Genomic DNA, 15501 nt, shown 5'->3' on the forward strand with positions numbered 1-15501 from the left:
CCCGCTCCAAGCCCGACGGGAAACTTGAAATTCAGGCCGACCCGGCCCGCCTTGGGCAGATCGACAGCGTAGTAGTCGTAATCCTCCGAGCCTGCACTCAACGCCGAACCCGAAACCGTGGACCCCAGCGGCACCACCGTCGCCGTCGCCATGGTGCCGTTGGGCTCAGCCTCCGCCGTCGCAGCCAGGGAGGGCGCAGCGGTTAGAAGTGATAGAAGCACCGCAAAGAGTGCTATGAGTGCTGTGCGTGCCGGACTGAAAATCCAACGTATGGCGCCGACCCTATTTGATGCCAATTAGTCCCCCTGAATTGTTTGTTCGCTCTGGTGCAGTCGACAAAGTACGTGAAAAATGTTGGCCCAAGATAATGAAAGCCCCCGAAGTGTCAAGCAGAATTGTTCTAACTGACCGGCCTCGTCGAGTCGAAACGGAATTTGTCAAGGCGCTTGAGGCACGGCTTGTTGGCTAGGTGTGTGCGGGGACCTAGCTCTTCTGGGGTCGGGCATCGCTATTCTTGGGGAGAAATGACGTCGTGGCATGCCGTTGGATGCGCTGCTTGCCACGACGCAACGGTAGGTTTTTAACCTGTACCTTTTCTTGGATTTCCCGTCGAGACCCGAGTGCTTTCTCGCACGATGGAGCGCCTGCGCAGAGAATGGCGTGGCGGCAACTCCGCCCTCCGCGAATTGGATAGCATCGATTTCAATCATCGACATCACTTCCAATTCAGCATCCTGCGAGTCTTCTCGCCCAGTGCACCCGCAGCTCAGGTGGATGCTGCCGAAGCCCACTTCAAGAAGGCTCTGCCCACTCGATCTCACCCTTGCGTCGGATGAGCTCCTGGCACTGGGGGTAGGGCGGCGCGGGCTGCGGATGAGCAGGGGCTGTAAGTCAGCCCGGGCTGCCGTCCGGCGCGGGGCCACGCGCCGCTTCTTCGCCGGCCCGGACGGTGGCCTCGATCATGGAGTTCATGAACCGGGTGACAATCTCCAGTTCCTCCGGCGTGAAGTTTTCGATCGCCGCGCCCATGTGGCGGGCCAGCGGAAGGAACATGGCGCCGCCGTCCCGGTAGGCCTTGGGCGTCATGCGCAGCTGCACCTGCCGACGGTCCGCGCCCTCGCGTTCGCGGACCACATGGCCGGAGCTGTGGAGCCGGTCGATCAGTGCGGTGGTGGCGGGCGAGCTGAGGTTCAGCTCCTTCCGGAGCACGCCCGGGGTAACGATCTGGTCCCGTGCCGTGTGCTGCATGATGACGGCCAGGGCGTTCAGATCAGTCCTGTGCATGTCGTTGCGGTCGCTGGCGGAGTCCACGTAGCGGTTGGCTTCGAGGTTGAATTCCTGCAGGAGCCGGACGAGCGGCGGCGGCCCGGCTGTTTCGGGCGGCCCTGCGTCTTCGGATGGGCCCCGGGATTCGACTGGCACGGCGGACCTCCTCTGTCTCTTGATGTGGCGTCCATTGGCGTGGCGTCCCTGAATGCGGCCGCGGCGGTCTGACCTCGGCCGGTCGGCGTCGTCGACGGCGCCTTCCGGAGCATACTGCAGTGCTTACCGCAGCGGCACGGCGACGGCTGCCCTTCCATTCTCCACCGGCACTGGGCGTTGTGGATTTATCTCCATCATAGAGATAGTCTACTATGGAGTTGATTCCTCGCCCCCTCCGAATCGCACCCTAGAAGGACACATGAAAACGACTTCGCCCCCGACGACGCGCGTACCGTTCTGGCTGCGTTGGCTGATTCCCGCGGTACTTGTCGTGGCCTGGCTGGCGATCGCCGGCGTCGGCGGTCCGACATTCGGCCGCTTGGGTGAGGTGTCATCCAACGACCAGGCATCGTTCCTTCCCGCCGGGGCGGAGGCCACCAAGGTCCAGGACTGGCAGGCCAAGTTCCGGGACTCCAGGGAGATCCCCGCCGTGATCGTGGTGGAGAGCGACTCCGCCTTCACGCCGGTCCAGCTCGGCGAGGCCGCGGCCCTCAAGGCCAAGCTGGAGGCCCTGCAGGCCGGGGTCACCGTGATTGGCCCCACCCCCTCCCAGGACGCGAAGGCAGTCCAGTTCGTGGTGCCCATTCCTTCCTCGGCGGAGGTGAAAGAGGTAGTCAAGGAACTGCGCAGCGAGGTCCAGGCGTCTGCGCCGGCGGGGATGCGGACCTTCGTGACCGGACCGGCCGGGCTGGCAGCGGACCTGGCAGGTGCCTTTGCGGGAATTGATGGCATCCTGCTGCTTGTGGCCCTCGGCGCCGTGTTCCTGATCCTGCTGATCGTCTACCGTTCCCTGCTGCTGCCCGTCATGGTCCTGTTCACCTCCGTGTTCGCGCTGTGCGCCGCGATCCTGCTGGTCTTCGGCATGGCCAAGGCCGGCTGGATCCAGCTGAACGGCCAAAGCCAGGGCATCCTGTCCATCCTGGTGATCGGCGCCGCCACCGACTACGCCCTGCTTTACGTGGCCCGTTTCCGCGAAGCCCTGACCCACACCACCGACCGGACGGCCGCCGCGCTCACTGCGTGGAAGGCGGCCTGGGAACCGATCCTGGCCTCCGGCGCCACCGTGATCATCGCGCTGCTTTGCCTGCTCTTCTCCGATCTGAACTCCAACAAGGCCCTCGGCCCCGTTGCGGCAGCGGGCATCCTCTGCGCGCTCTTCGCGGCACTGACCCTGCTGCCTGCCCTGATGGCGCTGCTGGGCCGGGCGGCGTTCTGGCCGTTCCGGCCCAGGCTGCTCCCGGAATCCCAGCGGGAACCGGAGCTGATGACCGGGCTGGAAGGCCAGAAGGGACTGTGGCGGGCCACCGGTTCCCTCGTTGCCCGCCGGCCGCGGACCGTCTGGGTCGCCTCGGTCCTGCTGCTCCTAGTGGCCGGTTCCGGCATCCTGCAGCTCAGGGCCAACGGTGTTGCCCAGACGGATGTCATCCTCACCGCCTCCAACGCCGTCGACGGCCAGGATGCCCTGGGCCGGCACTTCGATGCCGGCTCCGGCAGCCCGGCAGTGATCGTGGCCAGCGCGGCAAAGGCCGAAGAGGTGCTGGAGCGGGTCAAGGCGGGCAGCGGCGTCGGGGACGCCTACCTGCTGGCCGACGGCGGCGTCCCAATCAGGGCCGGCGCCGCGGCCAACCCTGGCGCCCCTGCCGCTCCGGCGGCCGGCCCCGCCGTCCGGGACGGGAAAGTCCTGATCAACGCGACGCTGGACTACGCCGCGGACTCCGGTGAAGCCGAAAACGTCGTGGTTGCCCTCCGGCAGGAACTGAAGAAGATTGACGACGGCGCACTCGTCGGCGGCGTCACGGCAACGGCGCTGGATACCAACACCACCGCCCAGCGCGACCTGGTCACCATCATCCCGGTGGTCCTGGGGGTGATCCTGGTGATCCTCATGCTGCTGCTGCGCTCGGTCCTCGCGCCGGTCCTGCTGGTCGCCTCGGTGGTCCTGTCCTACGGGGCGGCGATGGGTGTCTCCGCCGTCGTGTTCAACAACATTTTCGGCTTCCCCGGAGCGGACGCAACCGTGCCGCTGTTCGGCTTCGTCTTCCTTGTTGCCCTGGGCGTTGACTACAACATCTTCCTCATGAGCCGGGTCCGGGAGGAATCCCTCAAGCACGGCACGCGGCCCGGCATCCTGCGCGGCCTGAGCGTGACGGGCGGGGTCATTACCTCCGCCGGGGTGGTCCTCGCCGCCACTTTCGCGGCCCTGGGAGTCATTCCGATTATGTTCCTGGTGCAGCTGGCCTTCATCGTCGCCTTCGGTGTCCTGCTGGACACCGTGCTGGTCCGCTCGTTGCTGGTGCCCGCGCTGGCCTACGACCTTGGCCCGCGGCTCTGGTGGCCCGGCAAGGCCGGCCGTCCAGAGAACGACGCCGCGGCCCGCTTGCCGTCCTCCCGGCCGGCGGAAAATGAGGATGCCGGCGTCCGCTAGGCGGAACCAAAGGCGGCAGCCGCCGTCACCTCATCCCTGGTCCCCCCACCAGGCGACGGTGGCGGCGGCTGCTTCGTGCAGCGGGGTCGGCGTCAGCCCCAGGGCGGCCTGACTTGCTGCRGACTCCATCACGAACGGGCGCTGGAACTGGTACAGCGTTTCGGCGATTTCGCGCATGTCGGGGGAAAACACCCCCATCGCCTTCAGCGCCCAGCCGGGTACAGCCGTGACACGCGGGGCCCGGGCGCCGGCTGCCGTGGCGAAAGCCCCGGCGAGCTCGCGCTGGGTCGGGGCCGGCCCGGTGGGTGCGTGCCACACCCTGTTCCACAGCTGCGGCCTGTCTGCGGCCGCGATCATGGCGGCCGCGAGGTCCGGAACGTAGGTAAAGGAATGCGGCTGGTCGGCCCGTCCGACTACCTGCATTGGCCTGCCCGCCGTGACGGGGCGGAGCATGCGCTCGCCGGCGTGCGAAGTCCGGACCCGGGGCCCGAAGAAATCGCCGGCCACCACGCTGACTGTGGCCGTAGCGGAGGCCGCGCGGGCTGCGAGCAGTGCTGTCCGGACGCCACGTTTGCCGCCGTGCGCCTCCCGCGGCCCCTCCTCGGTCATTGGCCGTTCCGGCGCGCTGTAGGAATACAAGCTTTCGGGAAAGATAACGACGGCGCCGGCAGTGCCCGCCGCGGCCAGCACATTCTGCTCGGCGGCGGGAAGTTCCCTTGCCCAGACGTCGGCGTTGTACCGCGAGCCGTGGATGCAGTGGAAGACCGCGGTGGCGCCGCGGAAGGCATTGCCCAGCCGGGTGGGGTCCGAAACGTCGATGGATATTTTCTCGACCAGCGGGTGGTCCGGTCCGCTCCCGGACCTCGTGAGGATACGCACGCGGTGGCCCGCCGCTGCAAGCTGTTCCGCGACGGTCCAGCCCACCGGGCCGGCACCCGTGACGACGTAGAGCCGGGATGATTCGGGCCCAGGGGCCACAGGTTCGGACATTTCGATCTCCTTGTCAGATTGCGAGAGCAGTGCTCTCCAATTCAGGATGCAACCGAGGCCGGAGATTGTCAAGAGCAGTGCTCACATTTGTTGACAGTGCTCTTGATTGTGAAATGCTGGACCCATGCCAGAGGACAGGATCGAACCCGACGTAGACGCCGGCGGTGCAGGCGGGGCGACGGCGGGAGCCAGCCGCGGTGCCCACCGGCCCCGCACCCCGCGCGAGCGTGCCCGGGCCCAGACCGTTGCTGACATCCTCCGGCTGGGCCGGCAACACCTGGCGGTCCACGGGGCCGCCGCCCTGTCGCTCCGTGCCGTGGCACGCGATCTCGGCGTCGTCTCCTCCGCGGTCTACCGCTACGTGGAGAGCCGCGAGGAGCTGCTGACCCTTCTGCTGATCGACGCCTACAACGAGCTAGGCGACGAGGTGGATGCCACCGTCGGGGCGCTGCCGGAAGCCGACTTCGCTGGCCGCTTCGCGGCGCTGGGCCGCGCCGTGCGGGACTGGGCGCTGCGCGAACCCGCCCGCTACGCCCTGCTGTTCGGCAGCCCGGTGCCCGGCTACCAGGCCCCGGCCGAGCGGACCACCGGCCCCGGGACCAGGGTGATCACCAAGCTGATAGGAATCCTCGACGGCGCCTTCCGGGCAGGCAAGCTTTCCGCGGCCGGACGGCCGGGTCCCACCGTCGCCGCCGGCCTGGCCGGGGACCTGGCGAAAATCCGGGCGGAGTTCGGCCTGGCGGTACCGGATGACCTGTTGGCCCGCGGCACGCTGGCCTGGACCTCGCTGTTCGGAGCCATCAGTTTCGAAGTGTTCGGCCAGTACGGCGCCGAAACGTTCACTGCGCGCGAGGAGCTCTTTGCCCACCACCTCGCGGTGCTCGCCGACGTCGCCGGGCTTCCGGCGGCGGGCGCTGCCTCCTGATCCAGGCCCCTCTGTCGCCCCGCCGTGGCGCTCGATAGACTGCCCCTGCGCCCGCACGGGCGTACCCGATGCGTCCAAGGAAGGATCCATCCAATGTCCGAAGAAAACAGGCCTGAAGCGAATGTCCCTGCGGAAAACAGGGCCGACCGGGACCGGCCCGGAAGCGCGGCGCCCGAGAACGTTGACGCCGTCCCCGCGGAAAGCGAGCCGGAAGCCGGTGAGGCTGAGGGGCAGTACGTCGAGGGCGACTACGGCTCCGCCGGCGAGACGGGCGAGGTCCCGCCCACGGCCGTCGAGGGGGAGTACGCGACCGGGGACTACGGCGAGGCCGGCCTCGCCGGAGCGGCCGCCGTCGGAGAGGTTGAAGGCGACTATCCCGAAGGTGACTACGGCGAGGGGGGAGTTGCCGCCGAGCCGGCCGCCGTCGTCGAGGAGGCCGAGTATCCCGAGGGCGACTACGGGACCGCCGGGACGTCCCGTCCCGAATAACCCCCGCGGCGCCGACATGGCGGCGCGGACCCAACTGCACGGGCCTGGTGGCAGGTTCGCGCAGGGCGAAACGCTGCCCGGGAGTCGCTGGAGGGGCTGAAATCCGGGGAATTTCCGTGGACTGGGCCGACCGAGGATTGAACTTGAGGCCAAAGTTGAGTCGAGTGCGCTCAACTTGGATTGACTAATTTCCGGGTCTAGGTAAAGTTGAGTGTAGATCGCTCAATAACGGTCGGCCCGGCGGCTAGAGCCGCTGTGGTCCGCGGCCATCTCCGCAAGATTCCAAGGAAAGTAAGGAAACAATCCATGTCACGTGCAGTAGGTATTGACCTCGGAACCACCAACTCCGTCGTCTCCGTTCTCGAAGGTGGCGAGCCCACCGTCATTGCCAACGCCGAGGGTGGCCGCACCACGCCGTCGGTTGTTGCCTTCTCCAAGTCCGGCGAGGTCCTCGTCGGCGAGATCGCCAAGCGCCAGGCCGTCAACAACATTGACCGCACCATCGCTTCCGTCAAGCGCCACATGGGCACTGACTGGTCCGTCGCGATCGACGACAAGAAGTACACGGCGCAGGAAATTTCCGCCCGTATCCTCATGAAGCTCAAGAACGACGCCGAGTCCTACTTGGGCGAAAAGGTCACCGACGCCGTCGTCACCGTCCCGGCCTACTTCAACGACGCCCAGCGCCAGGCCACCAAGGAAGCCGGCGAAATCGCCGGCCTGAACGTCCTGCGCATCGTCAACGAGCCCACCGCGGCCGCCCTGGCCTACGGCCTGGACAAGGGCAAGGAAGACGAACTCATCCTGGTCTTCGACCTCGGCGGCGGAACCTTCGACGTCTCGCTCCTGGAAGTCGGCAAGGACGAGGACAACTTCTCCACCATCCAGGTCCGCGCCACCGCCGGTGACAACCACCTCGGCGGCGACGACTGGGACCAGCGCGTCGTGGAGTACCTGCTGAACCAGCTCAAGGTCAAGGGCATCGACCTGACCAAGGACAAGATCGCCCTGCAGCGTCTCCGCGAAGCCGCGGAGCAGGCCAAGAAGGAACTCTCCTCCTCCTCCAGCACCAACGTCTCCCTCCAGTACCTCTCCGTCACCCCCGACGGCCCGGTCCACCTGGACGAGCAGCTGACCCGCGCCAAGTTCCAGGACCTCACCAAGGACCTGCTGGACCGCACCAAGAAGCCGTTCCAGGACGTCATCAAGGAAGCCGGCATCAAGCTCTCCGAGATCGACCACATCGTGCTCGTCGGCGGTTCCACCCGCATGCCGGCCGTCTACGACCTCGTCAAGGAACTGGCCGGCGGCAAGGAGCCCAACAAGGGCGTCAACCCCGATGAGGTCGTCGCCGTCGGCGCCGCCCTGCAGGCCGGCGTCCTCAAGGGCGAACGCAAGGACGTGCTGCTGATCGACGTCACCCCGTTGTCCCTTGGCATCGAAACCAAGGGCGGCATCATGACGCACCTGATCGAACGCAACACCGCCATCCCCACCAAGCGCAGCGAGACCTTCACCACCGCGGATGACAACCAGCCGTCCGTGGCGATCCAGGTCTTCCAGGGCGAGCGTGAGTTCACCCGCGACAACAAGCCGCTGGGCACGTTCGAACTGACCGGCATCGCTCCGGCACCGCGCGGCGTCCCGCAGGTCGAGGTCACCTTCGACATCGACGCCAACGGCATCGTGCACGTCTCGGCGAAGGACAAGGGCACCGGCAAGGAACAGTCCATGACCATCACCGGCGGCACCGCGCTGTCCAAGGAAGACATCGACCGCATGGTCCACGACGCCGAGGAGCACGCAGCCGAGGACAAGGCCCGCCGCGAGGCTGCCGACACCCGCAACACGGCCGAGCAGCTCGCGTACTCCGTGGACAAGCTGATCGCCGACAACGCCGACAAGCTGCCCGAAGAGGTCAAGACCGAGGTCAAGGCCGACGTCGACGCCCTCAAGAAGGCGCTCGAAGGCACCGATGACGCGGCCGTGAAGACCGCGTTCGAGAAGCTGCAGGCGTCCCAGTCCAAGCTCGGCGAGGCCATCTACGCCCACGCCGGATCGCCCGACGGCGCCACCGGCGCGCACGGTGCCCCCGAAGGCGAGCAGGCAGCCGGCTCCGACGAGGACATCGTCGACGCCGAAATCGTTGACGAAGACGAGAAGAAGTAATCATGCCGCACCACGGTAACGAAGAAGAGCACGGTTCTTCCGCGGACCGGAGCCAGGGCGACGGGCAGGAGAACGATCCGCAGAAGCCGGTCATCCACGACAACCGCAAGGTTGACCCGAAGACCGGCCAGGCCCGCCACCCGGACCAGGAGCACACCGGCTCCCGGGACTCCGGTTCCGGGGACGCCCTGTCCCAGGCAGAGGACATCCTCAACAGCGTCGAGGTGCCGGCCGAGGAATCAGTGGCGCAGGGCGTTGACGCGGCCGCGGCGGAGGAGCTCAGGAATGACCTCCGCCGGCTGCAGGCCGAGTACGTCAACTACCGCAAGCGGGTCGAACGCGACCGCGCCGTGGCAGGGGAGATGGCCGTCATCGGCGTCCTGAACTCCCTGCTCCCGGTGCTGGACGACGTCGACGCCGCCCGCCAGCACGGCGACCTCGCGGACGGCCCCTTCGCCGCGATCGCCGCCAAGCTGGAGGCCGCGCTGAAGACGTATGGACTGGTCCGCATCGATGAGACCGGCGTGGAGTTCGATCCGACCATCCACGAGGCCCTCATCCAGCAGCCCGGCGAAGTCGAGCTCGACACGGTCAGCCAGGTCCTGCGCTCGGGCTACAAGACCGGCGACCGCGTCCTCCGCGCGGCCCAGGTGATTGTGGCTGTTCCGGCGTAGAGTTTCGCCCACGCCTTCGCGGATGAGGGGGCCCCGCCCCTACGCGTGGCGGCTCAGGTCCTGCGGACCATAGCCGCCACGCTCCGGCAGGCCCGATGCCACTCCCGGGCCCCCTCATTCGCTTCGGCGTTCCGCGGTAATCTCGCCTTAACTCTTTGTACTTTTGAAAGGAAACGCCATTGGCTAGCCAGGACTGGGTGGACAAGGACTTCTATAAGATCCTTGGTGTCGCCAAGGACGCTTCCGACGCCGATATCAAGAAGGCTTACCGGAAGCTTGCTCGGCAGCACCACCCGGATACGAATGCCGGTGACGCGGCGGCGGAGAAGAAGTTCAAGGACATCTCCGAGGCCTATTCGGTGCTCTCCGATCCGGACGAGCGCCAGCAGTACGACGCCATCCGTGCCATGGGCGGCGGCGCACGCTTTGCCCCCGGCGGTGCCGGCGGGACTGCCGGCGGCGCAGGATTCGAGGACCTCTTCGGCGGGCTCTTTACCGGCGGCGGAGGTCGCCACTCCGGTGGTTACAGCACATCCGGCGGCATTCCGCCCGAGTTCGCAGATCTCTTCGGCGGCGGCGGCGGATTCGGTGGCGGGGGCCAGACCTTCCAGCGGACTCCGCAGAAGGGCACGGACCGCACCGCGTCCACCTCGATCTCCTTTGCCGGGTCAATCCGCGGCACCACGATCGGCCTGCGCGAACCGGACGGCGAGGTGATCGACGTCCGCATCCCGGCCGGAATCAAGGACGGGCAAAAGGTCCGCGTCCGCGGCAAAGGCCAGTACGGCCCCGCCGGCAACGGTGACCTCATGGTCACCGTCTCCGTGAAGCCCCACGATTTCTACGTCCGCGACGGCGACAACCTCCGGATCCACGTTCCGGTCTCCTTCCCGGAGGCGGCACTGGGAGCGGATATCGAGGTCCCCACCATCGACGGCGACAAGGTCAAAGTCAGGGTTCCCGCCGGCACGCCCTCGGGCCGGACGCTGCGCGTCAAGGGCCGCGGCGTCAAGCACACGAAGGCCACCGGCGATCTGCTGGTGACAATCGACGTCGCCGTTCCCCGGAGGCTGAGCAAGGAAGCGGAGGAGGCCGTGAAGGCCTTCGCCACCGCAACTGCGGATGAGGACGTCCGCGCGGGCCTGGCAGCCAAGGCCCGGCTCTAGGAACGGAATCCAGCCATGGCCATCGACTTCGATCAGCCGATCTTCGTCATCTCCGTTGCCGCGGAACTCGCGGACATGCACCCGCAGACCCTGCGCCAGTACGACCGGATGGGCATCGTCTCGCCCAGCCGTGCCCCGGGCAAGTCGAGGCGCTATTCGCAGCGGGATGTGAACATGCTCCGCGAGGTCCAGCGGCTCTCCCAGGAGGGGGTCTCGCTGGAGGGCATCAAGCGGATCCTGCAGCTGGAGAACCAGGTGGCCGCGCTGCAGCGCCGGGTCGGCGAACTGACTGAGGAGCTGGGACGGCGCCGCCAGGGCGCCGACTCGCGGATCTTCGCCGCCGGAACGGCCGGCGACGTCGTCAGCCTGGCCCGCGGCAAGCGCCCCCAGGCGAGGTCGCAGGCGCTGGTCATATGGCGGCCGCGGGGCATCGACTAGGACAATCGGCCTGACAAATGGCTGTGCCCGGGACCAATTGGTCCCGGGCACTGTTGTTGTTGCGTGCGGGTTGCGTGCTGCCTTTGTGTCTACTTGCCGGCGGCGATGACCTTGTCGACGGCGGCGCGTTCGCGCCGGCCCCAGGTTTCCCGCGTGACGAGGGCCGCGATGAGCCCGATCGCCCGGCAAGTAGCCGCCGGAACAAACTGAGTACACCGGAACCCCGGCAGGTAACCGGCCATCCGATAGTCGGGTACCTGATTTGCGTGACTTCAGGCCGGTGCCGCGCGTTGAATTGGAATGTCAGAAAAGGCTGGCAGGACACGCTCACAGCTCCCCTTGGAAGCCCGGGCGCGGAGCCAGCGAAGCAGCGTAGACGCCGGGGGGCATCGCATGCATGATCCAGCCAAGTTTGATCCGTCCACTGCCGATTCTTCGCGGCTCGCAACGTTGGCGGGCACGCTGTGAGCCCGGGAATCCAGGCGGCCGTCCTGTTTGCCGGCTCCCTGCCGGGGCACATCCTGATGTCCCTGGGGCAGGCCCTCGTGGTCGTCTGCCTGTGCTTCGACTTCCTCCGGGCGGTGTCCGTTCCGCGATCCCACCGGCGGTACGTGGCCAACACCATGTTCCGCACACTGGCGCTGCCGTCGATCCTGATCATGGCGTTCAGTGTGCTCATGGATGCCGCTGCCGGTTCCTGGCAGGACGTCGGCGCCGGGGTCTTCATCCTGGTTGCCGTCATCTTCCGCTGGCACCATGGGGCCGACGAAGACAACTGGTGGAAGGGCAAAGGCAAGGCCCTTGGCCGATGGCTCCGGGACCGGGCGGCATCCGGGTCCATGGTTGCTCCGGCCGCGGCGTGAAAAAGCCCTTGCTGTCCGGGCGTCCCAGGGTGTCCAATCCTTACAAAGGGCCCTGCAAGGCTCGAGTGGATGCGACGCCAGGAGGTTTCCATGCCGTCGAAAGACGCCAAGACTCCGTCAAGGGGCCAGTCCAGGGGCCCGGCCCGGGGCACCTCTGACCTCCGGAGGCCAGATGCCAACGGCGCGCCACCGCCGAAGCAGCCGGACAGAATCCGCAACGTGGCGCTGGTGGGGCATTCCGGTTCCGGAAAAACGATGCTCACCGAGGCCCTGCTGGCCGCCACCGGAGCCATCACGCGCAAAGGTTCGATCGCGGAGGGCACCACGGTGGGAGACTCGGATCCCTCGGCCATCGCGCAGCAGCGTTCCGTGGCGCTGGCGGTGGTGCCGGTGACGGCCGGGGAGATCAAGATCAACCTGCTGGACACTCCGGGCTACACGGATTTCATCGGCGAGCTGCGTGCCGGGCTGCGTGCTGCGGATGCCGTACTGTTTGTCGTCTCGGCCACCGACGACATCGACGCCGCCACCACAGCCCTCTGGAGCGAGTGCCAACGGCTCGGCATGCCGCGGGCCGTGGCGATCAGCCGGCTGGACCACCCGCGCGCGGATTTCGACTCCGCCGTCGCCCGCTGCCATCTGGCTTTCGGTGACGCCATCCTGCCGCTCTACCTGCCGGTCCGCACTGGCGGTGCCATCACCGGGTTGCTGGGCCTGCTGACCGGGACGGTGTCCGAGTACGGCCCGGCCGAACCGGCGCCGTCCACGCGCGCCGCGACCGACGGCGAACTTGCCGCGGCGGAGTCCGCGCGGGGCGCGCTGATCGAAGGGATCATCGCCGAGAGCGAGGACGAGAGCCTGATGGACCGCTACCTCGAGGGTGACGACATCGCTCCCGAGGTCCTTATCGCCGATCTGGAGACGGCCGTGGCGCGCGGCTCATTCCACCCGGTGCTGCCCACCTCAGCCGAGTCCGGGCTCGGCCTCGCGGAACTGCTGGATGTCCTGGTGCGCGCCTTTCCCACGCCCGCGGAGCATGACGTCCCGGCGGCGACGGATCTCGACGGCGTGCCCGCCGGCCCGCTGGAGTGCGACCCCGACGGCCCGCTGCTCGGCGAGGTGGTCCGCACGACAATCGACCCGTTCCTCGGCAGGGTCTGCCTGGTCCGCGTCTTCTCCGGCGCAGTGCGTGAGGACGCCGCGATCCATGTGGGCGGCCGCGGAATGGCGGACCGCGGCCACGAGGACCACGACAGCGACGAGCGGGTCACCCACCTGTACTCGCCGCTAGGATCGGGGTTGCGGCCGGTGCCGTTCTGCGTGGCCGGGGATATCTGCGCACTGACCAAACTGGGCTCCGCCGAGACCGGCGACACGATTTCTGCCAAGGAGTTCCCGCTGCTGGTGGCCCCCTGGGATATGCCGGATCCGCTCATGCCGGTTGCCATCGAAGCGGCTACGCACGGTGATGAGGACGCCCTGGCCAGGAACCTCGGGAAGGTTACCGCCGGAGACCCGACGTTGCGGGTGGAGCGCAACGGCGAAACCCACCAGCTGATCCTGTGGTGCATGGGCGAGGCCCATGCCGACGTCGTCCTGGGCAGGCTGCGCGACCAGGGCGTGAACCTGCAGACCGTCCCGGTGGTCACACCGCTGCGCGAAACGTTTGCCGCGCCGGCGGCCGGACATGGACGGTATGTCAAACAATCCGGCGGCCATGGCCAGTACGCCGTGTGCGACATCGAGGTGGAACCCCTGGACCGCGGCACCGGGTTCGAGTTCGTCGACAAGACAGTGGGCGGAGTGATTCCCGGGCCGTTCATCACCTCGGTCGAGAAGGGCGTGCGGGCCCAGATGCAGAAGGGCGTCTCCGCGGGTTTCCCGGTGGTGGACATCAAGGTCACGCTGATCGGCGGCAAGACCCACAGTGTGGATTCCTCCGACGCTGCCTTCCAGGCGGCCGGCGCACTGGCCCTCCGGGAAGCGGCGGCAGCCACCCGCATTCAGTTCCTGGAACCCGTCTCGGCCGTGACCATCAGCGTCTCGGAGGACCACGTGGGCGCCGTGATGAGCGACCTGTCCTCCCGACGGGCGCGCCTGACCGGAACCACCTCCGCCGGGGCTGAGGGGACCGAGATCCTTGCCGAGGTTCCGGACCAGGAACTGTTGCGGTACTCGGTGGAGTTGCGGGCCCTGACCGCCGGCAGCGGCCGGTTCCGGCGCAGCTACCTGCGGCACGAACCCGTGCCGCAGGCGCTGCACTGATGACCCCTGGTGGGGGGGAGGGTCAGCCGTTGATGATTTGCGGGACGCCGAGGGCTTTGAGGCCTTCGGTGCCGAATTCGAGGCCGTAGCCGGATTGCTTGGCTCCGCCGAAGGGGATGCGGGGGTCCACGGCGCCGTGCTTGTTGATCCAGACGGTGCCGGCCTCGAGCCGGGCAGCGACCTTGCGGGCTTGTTCGGGGTTCGCGGACCAGACGGAGGCCCCGAGTCCGACGTCGAGCGCGTTCGCGTATCCGATGGCCTCATCGATGGTGCTGTAGCGGATGATCGGCAGGGCGGGGCCGAATTGTTCCTCGGCCACCAGCGGGTTGTCGTTGTCGATGTCGGCCACGAGGGTGGCGGGGTAGAAGTGGCCGGGCTGGTCCGGGTCCGGGTTTCCGCCGAGCAGGATCCGGGCACCGGAGTCCTTGGCCGCCTGCACCAGGGAGGCGACGATCTCGTACTGGGCCCTGTTCTGAAGCGGGCCGAGGACGTTGTTCTCGTCCAGGCCGTTGCCCATCGGCATGGCGGCGGCGACCTTGGTGAGTTCTTCGCAGACGTCGTCGTAGATGTCCTCGTGCACGTAGAGTCGCTTGAGCGCCGCGCAGGTCTGGCCTGTGTTGATGAAGGCCCCCCAGAAGAGGTCCTCGGCGATCGCCTTGGGGTCGGCGTCGGGCAGGACGATGCCGGCGTCGTTGCCGCCGAGTTCCAGGGTGAGGCGCTTGATGGTGTCCGCGGAGGATTTGATGATGGCCTTGCCGGTGGCGGTGGAGCCGGTGAACATGACCTTGCCGATTCCGGGGTGTTCGGCCAGCCGTGCACCGACCTCGCGGCCGCCGGAGACCACGGTCAACAGGCCTTCGGGGAGTTCCTGGTTGAGGATTTCGACCAGGGCCAGGACGGAGAGCGGGGTGTATTCGGAGGGTTTGACCACCACGGCGTTGCCCATCCGCAGGGCCGGGGCGAGCTGCCAGACGGTGATCATCATGGGCCAGTTCCACGGGCCGATCGCGCCGACGACGCCGATGGGCTTGTAGTGCAGTTCGGCGTAGGTTTCGCCGTCGTCCACCACGGTTTCCGCCTCCAGGGGTGTGGCGGCGGCGGTGCGGAGCCAGGCGGCGCAGGCGCCGACCTCGAAGCGGGCGTTGGGGCCGTTCAGGGGCTTGCCCTGCTCGCGGGAGAGCAGCCGGGCGAGTTCCTCGGCGGAGCGTTCGACGGCGTCGGCGGCCTTCAGCAGTGCGGCGGACCGGGCGTCGTGGCCCAGCGCGGCCCAGGCCGGCTGCGCTGCGGCTGCGGCGGTGATGGCGTGCTCGAGGTCCTCGATCCCGTGGACCGGGGCTTCACCGACCGGCTCGCCGGTGGCCGGGTCCAGGATGGTCCGGGTCGGGCCGGACGCCGGGGTGATCGAGGCAAGAAGGGCGTCGTAGGTTTCCATGGTTACTCCACATCGAGTAGTTGAGGCACTAAGAGGCTTGTGCACGGGCAGCTCTGTCATGTCCGAGTTTCCTCCGGCGCCGGACGCGCAGTCTTGTCTTTGCGCGAACTGCACTTGACCCAGTGCGAATGATCACCGCGGTCCCGGATGCCGCTGCGCCGGATGCCGCTGGCCTGGATGCCA

General features: G+C 67.6%; 14 protein-coding genes. 9 read left to right on the plus strand and 5 right to left on the minus strand.

Going from position 1 to position 15501, the window contains the following annotated elements; translation table 11 throughout:
- Both AC1DDO_RS17350 and AC1DDO_RS17355 read right to left on the minus strand, forming a co-directional pair.
- Nucleotides 1-221 (minus strand): hypothetical protein (locus AC1DDO_RS17350; RefSeq protein WP_476972399.1); only part of this gene is annotated, 221 nt, incomplete at its 3' end.
- Between the two features lie 670 nt (nucleotides 222-891).
- On the minus strand, nucleotides 892-1422 hold the full coding sequence (locus AC1DDO_RS17355) for a MarR family winged helix-turn-helix transcriptional regulator (protein ID WP_476867971.1): 531 nt from the start codon (nucleotides 1420-1422) through the stop codon (nucleotides 892-894).
- 259 nt (nucleotides 1423-1681) lie between these two features.
- Here AC1DDO_RS17355 and AC1DDO_RS17360 point away from each other — a divergent pair, with 259 nt between their 5' ends.
- Nucleotides 1682-3907, plus strand: coding sequence for an MMPL family transporter (locus AC1DDO_RS17360; RefSeq protein WP_476867972.1), 2226 nt, complete (start codon nucleotides 1682-1684; stop codon nucleotides 3905-3907).
- A gap of 30 nt (nucleotides 3908-3937) precedes the next feature.
- Here AC1DDO_RS17360 and AC1DDO_RS17365 read toward each other — a convergent pair whose 3' ends face one another.
- Entirely contained in the window at nucleotides 3938-4897 is a 960-nt protein-coding gene (locus AC1DDO_RS17365) for an NAD-dependent epimerase/dehydratase family protein (protein WP_476867973.1), read from the minus strand.
- A gap of 124 nt (nucleotides 4898-5021) precedes the next feature.
- On the opposite strand from AC1DDO_RS17365, the gene AC1DDO_RS17370 reads away from it, so the two are divergent.
- The 6 genes from AC1DDO_RS17370 (at nucleotide 5022) to AC1DDO_RS17395 (ending at nucleotide 10758) form a co-directional block, all read left to right on the plus strand.
- Nucleotides 5022-5822 (plus strand): TetR/AcrR family transcriptional regulator, encoded by an 801-nt coding sequence (locus AC1DDO_RS17370; protein WP_476867974.1) that lies wholly within the window; start codon nucleotides 5022-5024, stop codon nucleotides 5820-5822.
- A gap of 93 nt (nucleotides 5823-5915) precedes the next feature.
- Nucleotides 5916-6311 carry a hypothetical protein gene (locus AC1DDO_RS17375; RefSeq protein ID WP_476867975.1) on the plus strand — a complete coding sequence of 132 codons (396 nt, stop codon included), beginning with the start codon at nucleotides 5916-5918 and terminating at the stop codon, nucleotides 6309-6311.
- A gap of 306 nt (nucleotides 6312-6617) precedes the next feature.
- Nucleotides 6618-8480, plus strand: a complete 1863-nt coding sequence (dnaK, locus tag AC1DDO_RS17380) for a molecular chaperone DnaK (protein ID WP_441409547.1) — start codon at nucleotides 6618-6620, stop codon at nucleotides 8478-8480.
- A 2-nt stretch (nucleotides 8481-8482) separates the two neighbouring features.
- Complete coding sequence (locus AC1DDO_RS17385; RefSeq protein ID WP_476867976.1) at nucleotides 8483-9154, plus strand: nucleotide exchange factor GrpE; 672 nt, start codon at nucleotides 8483-8485, stop codon at nucleotides 9152-9154.
- A gap of 179 nt (nucleotides 9155-9333) precedes the next feature.
- Nucleotides 9334-10320: a DnaJ C-terminal domain-containing protein gene (locus AC1DDO_RS17390; protein WP_476867977.1), complete on the plus strand. Its 987-nt coding sequence runs from the start codon at nucleotides 9334-9336 to the stop codon at nucleotides 10318-10320.
- A 15-nt stretch (nucleotides 10321-10335) separates the two neighbouring features.
- A complete protein-coding gene (locus AC1DDO_RS17395) occupies nucleotides 10336-10758 on the plus strand; it encodes a heat shock protein transcriptional repressor HspR (RefSeq protein ID WP_441409550.1) in 423 nt (140 codons plus the stop codon).
- Nucleotides 10759-10847: 89 nt separating this feature from the next.
- Here AC1DDO_RS17395 and AC1DDO_RS17400 read toward each other — a convergent pair whose 3' ends face one another.
- Nucleotides 10848-11000, minus strand: coding sequence for a hypothetical protein (locus AC1DDO_RS17400; protein WP_476972400.1), 153 nt, complete (start codon nucleotides 10998-11000; stop codon nucleotides 10848-10850).
- 222 nt (nucleotides 11001-11222) lie between these two features.
- Between AC1DDO_RS17400 and AC1DDO_RS17405 the strand changes: the two genes are divergently transcribed.
- Nucleotides 11223-11621, plus strand: coding sequence for a hypothetical protein (locus AC1DDO_RS17405; RefSeq protein WP_476972401.1), 399 nt, complete (start codon nucleotides 11223-11225; stop codon nucleotides 11619-11621).
- Nucleotides 11622-11711: 90 nt separating this feature from the next.
- Complete coding sequence (locus AC1DDO_RS17410) at nucleotides 11712-13886, plus strand: elongation factor G-like protein EF-G2 (RefSeq protein ID WP_476972402.1); 2175 nt, start codon at nucleotides 11712-11714, stop codon at nucleotides 13884-13886.
- A 22-nt stretch (nucleotides 13887-13908) separates the two neighbouring features.
- Here the strand turns inward: AC1DDO_RS17410 and AC1DDO_RS17415 are convergent, their stop codons facing one another.
- On the minus strand, nucleotides 13909-15318 hold the full coding sequence (locus AC1DDO_RS17415; RefSeq protein WP_476972403.1) for an aldehyde dehydrogenase family protein: 1410 nt from the start codon (nucleotides 15316-15318) through the stop codon (nucleotides 13909-13911).
- Between the last annotated feature and the right edge of the window lie 183 nt (nucleotides 15319-15501).

This window comes from Arthrobacter sp. 10N43 (assembly GCF_056394525.1).

Coding starts and splice junctions, on each gene's coding strand:
- AC1DDO_RS17375 (WP_476867975.1), top strand. CDS start 5,916: ATGTCCGAAGAAAACAGGCCTGAAGCGAATGTCCCTGCGGAAAACAGG.
- dnaK (WP_441409547.1), top strand. CDS start 6,618: ATGTCACGTGCAGTAGGTATTGACCTCGGAACCACCAACTCCGTCGTC.
- AC1DDO_RS17395 (WP_441409550.1), top strand. CDS start 10,336: ATGGCCATCGACTTCGATCAGCCGATCTTCGTCATCTCCGTTGCCGCG.
- AC1DDO_RS17400 (WP_476972400.1), bottom strand. CDS start 11,000: ATGGCCGGTTACCTGCCGGGGTTCCGGTGTACTCAGTTTGTTCCGGCG.
- AC1DDO_RS17385 (WP_476867976.1), top strand. CDS start 8,483: ATGCCGCACCACGGTAACGAAGAAGAGCACGGTTCTTCCGCGGACCGG.
- AC1DDO_RS17360 (WP_476867972.1), top strand. CDS start 1,682: ATGAAAACGACTTCGCCCCCGACGACGCGCGTACCGTTCTGGCTGCGT.
- AC1DDO_RS17415 (WP_476972403.1), bottom strand. CDS start 15,318: ATGGAAACCTACGACGCCCTTCTTGCCTCGATCACCCCGGCGTCCGGC.
- AC1DDO_RS17410 (WP_476972402.1), top strand. CDS start 11,712: ATGCCGTCGAAAGACGCCAAGACTCCGTCAAGGGGCCAGTCCAGGGGC.
- AC1DDO_RS17370 (WP_476867974.1), top strand. CDS start 5,022: ATGCCAGAGGACAGGATCGAACCCGACGTAGACGCCGGCGGTGCAGGC.